10 protein-coding genes are annotated in these 8,341 nt (G+C 44.2%); all 10 read right to left on the reverse strand.

Annotated features, from left to right (window positions below):
- Positions 1-79: 79 nt before the first annotated feature.
- Positions 80-1,474, reverse strand: a complete 1,395-nt coding sequence (gene ccmI / locus E1160_RS01785) for a c-type cytochrome biogenesis protein CcmI (RefSeq protein WP_155153274.1) — start codon at positions 1,472-1,474, stop codon at positions 80-82.
- 2 nt (positions 1,475-1,476) lie between these two features.
- A complete protein-coding gene (locus E1160_RS01790) occupies positions 1,477-1,965 on the reverse strand; it encodes a cytochrome c-type biogenesis protein (RefSeq protein WP_155153275.1) in 489 nt (162 codons plus the stop codon).
- Positions 1,962-2,507, reverse strand: a complete 546-nt coding sequence (locus E1160_RS01795; RefSeq protein WP_328597108.1) for a DsbE family thiol:disulfide interchange protein — start codon at positions 2,505-2,507, stop codon at positions 1,962-1,964. The genes E1160_RS01790 and E1160_RS01795 overlap by 4 nt, the downstream gene beginning before the upstream one ends.
- 12 nt (positions 2,508-2,519) lie before the next feature.
- On the reverse strand, positions 2,520-4,520 hold the full coding sequence (locus E1160_RS01800; protein ID WP_155153276.1) for a heme lyase CcmF/NrfE family subunit: 2,001 nt from the start codon (positions 4,518-4,520) through the stop codon (positions 2,520-2,522).
- A gap of 3 nt (positions 4,521-4,523) precedes the next feature.
- Positions 4,524-4,994 (reverse strand): cytochrome c maturation protein CcmE, encoded by a 471-nt coding sequence (gene ccmE, locus E1160_RS01805; protein ID WP_155153277.1) that lies wholly within the window; start codon positions 4,992-4,994, stop codon positions 4,524-4,526.
- A gap of 4 nt (positions 4,995-4,998) precedes the next feature.
- Complete coding sequence (gene ccmD / locus E1160_RS01810) at positions 4,999-5,223, reverse strand: heme exporter protein CcmD (protein WP_155153278.1); 225 nt, start codon at positions 5,221-5,223, stop codon at positions 4,999-5,001.
- Positions 5,223-5,939 carry a heme ABC transporter permease gene (locus tag E1160_RS01815; protein WP_155153279.1) on the reverse strand — a complete coding sequence of 239 codons (717 nt, stop codon included), beginning with the start codon at positions 5,937-5,939 and terminating at the stop codon, positions 5,223-5,225. Before E1160_RS01815 ends, ccmD begins: the two co-directional genes overlap by 1 nt.
- 95 nt (positions 5,940-6,034) lie before the next feature.
- Positions 6,035-6,709, reverse strand: a complete 675-nt coding sequence (gene ccmB, locus E1160_RS01820) for a heme exporter protein CcmB (RefSeq protein WP_155153280.1) — start codon at positions 6,707-6,709, stop codon at positions 6,035-6,037.
- The gene (ccmA, locus tag E1160_RS01825; protein WP_155153281.1) at positions 6,702-7,349 is read right to left on the reverse strand and encodes a heme ABC exporter ATP-binding protein CcmA; all 648 of its coding nucleotides are present in this window, start codon (positions 7,347-7,349) and stop codon (positions 6,702-6,704) included. Before ccmA ends, ccmB begins: the two co-directional genes overlap by 8 nt.
- A gap of 91 nt (positions 7,350-7,440) precedes the next feature.
- Positions 7,441-8,341, reverse strand: a 901-nt coding sequence (locus E1160_RS01830; RefSeq protein ID WP_155153282.1) for a LysR family transcriptional regulator, incomplete at its 5' end; no start/stop codon positions are given.

Consider the following 8,341-nt stretch of genomic DNA (forward strand, 5'->3'; position numbering starts at 1 on the left):
AGCTTATTATGCCTTAAGAAGCAAATAGTTAAAATACATTTTTAATTTAATTTTATTTATACAATCAAAGATGAATAAACTATTCAGCCAATAAACGTTCCACTTGCGCTTTTAACGCGTCATATTCGGGGGCATCTTTACCAACACTATTTAGCGCTCTCTTAAACAATAATTCAGCTTTTTCTTTTTCCCCAATACTTAAAGATGCCATGCCACTAAACCATAATGCTTCAGCATTTTCCGGATCAATCTGTAAGATACGTCCCATCGCTTGAAGCACGTCAGCAGTAGGACGACCACCATTTACTTCCATCAATGCATTTGCTTTTTCAAGTAGCAACGTGATGCTTTCACCTTCCAAACGAAGAAGATTATCATAAGCTTCAACAACCTGTTCTTCACGTTGCAGCACAGTCGCTGCACGTGCCATGCGCTGCCATCCTTCAAGATCATCTGGGTTATCTGCTAATTTTGCGGCTAACCCATCAACCATTCCAGTGATCATATCATCACGTTCTGCTGCACTCATACCACTCACATCGACGCCTGCAGGCGCATTCGCAAAAGGTGCGTCCGTATTAAGTGCCGCCAACTGATCGGAAATATCAATCCCTGCATCCTCTGCCATACGCATAGTTTCAAGATGGACAGCCGCTGTCCAGCCAGCTTGGTCCGGCGCGTTCTTGATAAGATCAATCAGGATATTCAGAGCTTTTCTAGGGTCACCCCTTTGATATTCAAATTGTGCAAGGTAAAATACAGGTCTTGGATCATCTGCATCTAAGGAAGCAGCCTCTTCGAAAAGTGCTTTCAACTGTTCATCAATATTGCCATTCGCTGCTAATGCTTGCGCCTCACCATATGCGGCAAGAACACCCGGCGCATAGCGATCTACACGTACCGCTTCTGCATAAGAAAACACCGCTTCATTCGGTTTACCAGCCTGCATTTGAAGAAGAGCTAAATCCATCCACGCATCCAGCAGGTCAGGATTTTCTTCTGCTTGACGTTTTGCATTCGCAATAGCCATATCCATACTTGGATTTTGCTCTGCTAAACGCGCAGCTTGTCTTTCTCCGTCACGTTCCGCATAAGGAAAGCTTGGCATCCCAGGGTTGCCTAAATTCAAATAGGTTCCAATGGAAGCCGCGACAACAATGCCAATAAAGGATGTCGCTACAATTATACGTAAAGATTTAGAGATATCTTTCTTATTGGCTGCGTCTTGGCTTTCGGCATCCGATTGCAATATACGACGCGCAATTTCTACACGGGCAGCTTCCGCTTCTTCCGCTGTTAAATCGCCTCGTGCCTCTTCACGTTTCACTTCTTCAAGCTGACTTTTATAAACTGCAGCATCATATTCTGCCACGCTTGCCTCGTTTTGAACGGATGATTTACGCAATAAAGGCCAAATCATCACAACCATGATAATCAAGGTAAATAGGGTCGCAACAATCAAAAATTCAGCCATAATTATTGATCACCTTCTTCACCCAGAATTTCTTTTAAGCGTTTTTCCTCTGCGGCAGATAATTTACCTTTTTGAACTTCTTCAACAATCTCTGGCACAGGATTGCGTCCACGATACCAAAACACCACAGCCAAACTTCCTAACAAGAAAATAATGAGCGGCCCAATCCAAAGGATAAGTGTTTGAATATTCATTGGTGGATCAAGCAAAACATAATTACCATAACGCGCAACGATAAATTCCAAAACCTCATAATTGCTATCACCTGCGACTAATCGCTCTCGTACAATAATGCGTAAATCCCTTGCAAGATCAGCGTCAGAGTCATCAATCGATTGATTTTGACAGACAAGGCAACGCAGATCTTCTGAAATCACACGCGCGCGCTCTTCTAATACCGGATCATCCAGAATTTCATCAGGCTGCACCGCCTGCGCTGAAAGTGGCAAAAACAACAGTGACAATATCAATATTAATTTGCGAATGGTCATTGGCTCAACTCTTCCACCAATGGTAATATATCATCTTCCAAATGGCGTAACTGGATGGGGCCTACATGGCGGAAACGAATAATTCCTTCTTGATCCACCACATATGTTTCCGGCACGCCGTAAACACCTAAATCAATGCCGCCACGGCCATCACGATCAATACCAATCGCCATATATGGATCACCAAGTTCATCTAACCAGTTGCGTGCATCTTCCGGTTTATCTTTATAGTTAAGACCGATAACATTCAGGCCTTCCTTTTCGGCCAAACGCGTAATCATTGGATGCTCTGCGCGACATGGCACACACCACGAAGCAAAAACATTCACAACACTGATTTGACCTTTGAGATCAGCTGTCTTCAAACCCGGTTTATTGGGCTGCAAAGGCGCTAAGTTCATCTCTGGGAATGGTTTACCAATCAGTGCAGAGGGTACAAACTCCGTACCTACTTCGCTGGCCCGTTGCAATCCAAAAACAAAATAAATCGCTAATCCAGCAAATAGAACAAGCGGAAGGATAAAAGGAAGGCGACGCATCATTTCTGGATAGTCCTACTCTGCAGCCTGAGTTGGTGAAGGAGACATCATGTTTCCTTTTGCCTGACTTCGTTTAGGTGCGCCAACACGTAGACGACGATCACTAAGAGACATAAAACCACCAACGATCAACAAGGCACATCCTAGCCATAACCATGGCACTAAAGGTTTATGATAAACACGCGTTACATATGCACCATTTGTCCCATCGCCACTGATAACAACATAAAGATCTGACCAGAGATTACTTTCAATTGCGGCCTCAGTGGTCTCACGACCTGTTGCAAAATATCTGCGTTTTTCTGGGAAGAGTTGCCAGATAGTTTTATCATCTTTGCGGGCTGTATAGACACCTTGAACTGCTGCATAATTTGGACCTTGTACTTCACGAACCCCTTCAAAAGTGATTTCGTAATCTGCGATTTCAATCACATCACCCTGACGTGTGCTATTCACAACTTCCAAGGTCAACATGCTTGCGCCTGTTGCGCCAGCAACAATCAAAGCAACGCCCAAATGGGCAATAGACATTCCCCATGCAGCTCGCGGTAACTTCCATAAACGACGCCATGTGCCAGTTAAACCTGCCTTTGGCCAACCTGCACGTTTCATCATTTCCGCAATTGTTGCCAAAGCTAACCATGTAGCAACAGCCAGACCAACCAACGCATAAGCATCACGCCCCCATACAGCAACACCAGCAAGAATACTTACAACCACGGTGATCAGAAATACAAAGCGCATACGTTGGATCACACCAAATAAATCACCACGTTTCCAACTTAAAAAAGGCCCGATCCCCAACGCAATTAACAAAGGAATCATCAATGGCACAAAGGTCGCATTAAAATATGGTGGACCAACTGAAACTTTATCCCCACCTGCAACCTCAAGGAATAATGGATAAAGTGTACCAAGAAACACGGTTGCAGCAGCTGCGCTTAACAACAAATTGTTTAACACTAAAGCACCTTCGCGACTGATCGGGCGGAACATCCCCCCGCCTTTCATATCTGGGGCGCGCCAAGCATATAAAGCAAAACTACCACCAATCGCCACCACCAGGAGCAAGAGGATAAATACCCCACGTTCAGGATCATTAGCAAAAGCATGAACTGAGTTCAAAACCCCAGATCGAACAAGGAAAGTACCAATCAGACTTAGGGAGAAAGTCACAATCGCAAGCAAGATTGTCCAGCTTTTTAAAGTATCACGTTTTTCAACAACGATGGCAGAATGCAGCAACGCTGTTGCAGATAACCACGGCATAAAGGAGGCATTTTCAACAGGATCCCAATACCAGAAACCGCCCCAGCCAAGCTCGTAATAAGCCCACCAACTTCCCAACGCAATGCCTGCCGTTAGAAAAGTCCACGCAAGTAATGTCCAAGGACGCACCCAGCGCGCCCAAGCTGCATCCACTTTACCTTCAATCAACGCTGCAACCGCAAAACTAAAGGAGATCGAACATCCCACATATCCTAAATACAAAAATGGAGGGTGAATTGCTAGTCCAGGGTCCTGCAACAACGGGTTTAGGTCATTGCCTTCTAACGGGACAGGAAAGAGGCGTAAAAAAGGATTTGAGGTGAAGAGCATGAAAAGCAAAAAACCAACGCTAATCATTGCTTGAACTGAAAGAGTACGTGATTTCAAACCCGGTGGTAAATCACGCCCAAAAACACTTACCAAAAAACCAAATAATGCAAGAATACTTACCCATAGTAAGAGAGACCCTTCATGGTTCCCCCAAACACCAGAGATCTTATAAAGTAGCGGCTTTAAACTATGAGAGTTTTCTGCAACATTCTGAACAGAAAAATCACTAATCAAATAGACATAAGTTAACGCGCCAAACGAGAAGGCCACACATAAAAATTGTGCAACCGCTGTCGGTGCAGCTAGATCACGCGCCCAATCACGCCCAGTTTGCGCCCCCCACAAAGGTATTACAGATTGGAGAGTTGCAACAAAAAGCGCAAGGATAAGCGCGAAATGACCAAGTTCTGCGACCATAAGTTAGTTGCCTTCCTCTTGCGTATGTTTCCATGTACCAGCACGCTTCATAGCTTCTACGGCCTCAGGCGGCATATAGTTTTCGTCATGCTTGGCTAAAACTTCGCTCGCAATAAATCGACCTTCGTTATTTAAAGCACCCAGCGCAACAATGCCTTGCCCCTCACGAAACAAATCCGGCAATATGCCCTTAAAAGCAACTTCTACATTCGCATTATTGTCTGTCACAATAAACAAGTTAGTCACGCCATCGTTAGCTAAACCGACACTGTCCTCTTTAACCAAACCGCCTAAGCGAAAATTCTGGCCTGGCTCAACGCCTTGCTCAACAATCTCTGTCGGCCCGTAGAAGAAAACGATATTATCTTCAAAGGCCAACAGGGCCAAAGCCACAGAAACACCAAGCATTGCCAAGCCAGCAAAAACAACGGTCATACGTGCCCGTTTGCGGGTACGTGCGCGGGACATACTCATGAGGTTAAACCTCTTCTTCCTTCTCACTAGCAGCAGAAGATTTTGCTGCTTTCTTTTTATTCTCTTTCATGGATTTCAGCAAAGTAAGCTCTGCTTCATTTTGGCGCCATATCACAATTGATTGTATCAATAATCCGATCATCATTACTGCGGTCAATCCATAGACAGGCCAGATATAAGCAGCATAGCCCCCCATATCAAGGAATGAAGTAAAACTTGTTTCGTTCATTAGCCTTCTCCTAAAATGCGGATGGTCCGAATACGTGCTGCAGCGAATTCAGCCCGCAAACGGATAACCAATAACATCAAGTAAAATAAGGTAAATGCACCCATCATTATATAGAGAGGTGTTAACATTCCTCCATCAATGGTCGGACCATCCAATCGGATAATACTTGCTGGCTGATGAAGAGTATTCCACCAATCCACGGAAAACTTGATAATTGGTAAATTTACCACGCCAACCAAAGCCAAAATAGCAGCAGGTTTCACACCGCGTTGAGGATCATCAAAGGCGTTTAATAAGGCAATATATCCCATATATAGGAAAAACATGATCAAGACGCTGGTTAAACGTGCATCCCATACCCACCATGTGCCCCACATGGGTTTACCCCAAAAGGCACCACTTGCAAGACAAAGGAAGGTAAATGCGGCCCCAATTGGTGCACTGGATCGTGCGATCAAGTCCGCCAATGGATGTTTCCAGATTAAGCTGCTTGCTGCACAAGAAGCCATCACAGCATAAATCATGACTGCCATATAGGCCGCAGGCACATGCACATACATTATGCGCACAGTATGGCCTTGCTGATAATCCTCAGGCGAGTTCAGCAAACTATAATATAGGCCCGCAGATAGCAGTCCGATAAAGCCAATGCAAAATACCGGGAATAAGGCATTTGCAACTTTCATGAATTTTGTAGGGTTCGCGAATTTATGCATGGCTCTTCTTATACTCAATCCTGAAGGATAGACAATTCATATCCTATCGTTTCACCGCTTTTTGATCTAGCGCATGATTTTTTGAAACATTCTTATTATTTATTTGTAACTGCCTGTCTTACTGCTGCTGCGGCTGCCCAAGGCGCCAAAGGAATTGCCGCTGCTAACAGTGCTGCCAGAATTAGCAAATGTGGTCGTATTGAAAAACTATTCAAGGCTGCATCAATTACAGTCACACCAAAAATTAAAACTGGGATAAATAACGGCAAAACCAGCAATGCCATCAACAGGCCTGCCCGGCGTGCGCCAAGCGCAAGCGCGGCGCCAACAGCACCGATTAAACTTAATGTTGGCGTTCCCAATAACAAACCATACATCAATGCAGGGATGCCTGACATATCCATGTTCAACATGATCGCAATAACAGGTGCCAAAATGACGAGAGGCAACGTGGCGCTCAACCAATGAGCCAGTGTTTTTGCCAAAGCTAAAATGATGAATGGTTGAGGCCCCAGCAGCATAACTTCCAAAGACCCATCTTCGTAATCATGTGCAAAAATACGATCCAAGGAAAGCAAGATAGATAGCAGCGCCAAGACCCAAACAACACCGGAAGCAATACGACCAAGAACAGCGGGGTCGGGCCCAACACCTAGTGGGAATAATGCAGCAGCAATCACAAAGAAAACAAGGATCATATATAGATCCGTACTTTGCCGAAACCCCATCACCAGATCTCGCTTGAGCAGAGAGAGGAAGGCCTTAAACATTTAATCCCTCCGCCTCAGCTTGTTTTGCAAGCATCGCCTGTGTTTCAGAAAACTCTGCCATATCAAGTTGTTTTACGTCAGGCACATCAATTCCTACATGCGTAGAAAGTAAAACGATCCCATCACTTGCGCGATGTTGAGCAATTTTGTTTTCAAGTAACTTGCAGCTTTCAATATCTAATCCAACAGTCGGCTCATCCAATAGCCAAATGGGTTTATCTTCCAAAAATAATCGGGCCAAAGTTAAACGACGACGCTGCCCACTTGAAAGCACACGTCCCTGTAAATCGGAAATGGCGGTTAGATCCATCGCCTCCATTGCAGTAGGAATTTTTTCTTCCGCCCCATATAATGCTGCCCAATATGTAAGGTTTTCCCTCACTGTAAGGGGCGCTTTGATCGGATTTGCATGACCAATATATGTCATCATTTCTTCGACAGTATAATCCTCACCCAAATTCATCTCGCCGGAAAAGGCTGGTATGAGGCCTGCTAACACACGAAGCAGGCTGGACTTTCCGCTTCCATTAGGGCCATGCAATACCATCGCCTCTCCTGCTCTTAATTCAAAAGAGAGAGACGAAAAAATAAGGCTATGCCCCCGAAGGCACGCCAGATCATGCACCTTAAAAGCTGTCATAGGAATTGATTATACCAAGCCTGCCATTTCGCCAAGAAAGAAAGCTATTTCAAACGGTAGAAACGCAAAGATTTGACCTAAAACAAATTTATTATGAGTTACTTTCCAAGACTTTTTGAATAGCTTCAATTGTTTCATCAATAGATTTCGGCAGTAAATTATCATAAGCATGTAATGCATAGATAGGGGTTGGATCGGAGTTAGAAGTTTCAAGTAAAGGGACTAAGTCCCCTACCCTAACATCGTCTAATACGCCAATATTCGGCAGCAACGCAATTCCCAAACCTTGCTTGGCAAACGCCGTAACTGCTTCAATCGTATTCCCACGTAAACGTGGTTTAAATTCTAAACTTACTTCTTCCTGATCTCCTCCAAGTTTAACAAGATGTTCAACAATCTGCGTTTCCCGACTATGTGCGATATAAGGAAGAGAATTTAACCAATCAATAAATTCAGGCGTTCGTTTGTCTGCCGCATGCGCCAATAAGCTAGGTGCGATATACAAAACATCATATAATTCGCCGATACGTCGTGCACGCAGGTCACTATCTGGTAAGGTTCCAACAGTAATTGATAGATCAATACCTTCTGCCACTAGGTTTAATCGCTTATCATCTGCAATTACATTTGGTGTTAAATCAGGATATAGTTTTAAAAGACGGGAAATAGCTGGAACGATAATTGGGGTTATAAAAGCGTGAGGAGCTGTAATCGTCAGTGCACCAGACGGTTTTGCCCCAAAAGCTTCCATCTCTGTTTTTGCCATTTGTGACAAAGCCAGCATCTCTTTACACTTATGATAATAACGTTCCCCCGCCGGTGTTAATGAAAAACGGCGTGTTGTACGCACAGCCAATTTTACATTCAGCTGTTCTTCCAAACGTTTCAAATTTTGGCTAACCGCAGATTTAGCTATACTCAATTCATCCGCTGCACCTGTGATACTTCCAGCTTCAACCACGGTCACAAATGTTAAGGGTAATGTAGAAAGC

The sequence above is a fragment of the Curvivirga aplysinae genome, assembly GCF_009711445.1.
Classification (GTDB): domain Bacteria; phylum Pseudomonadota; class Alphaproteobacteria; order UBA8366; family Aestuariispiraceae; genus Curvivirga; species Curvivirga aplysinae.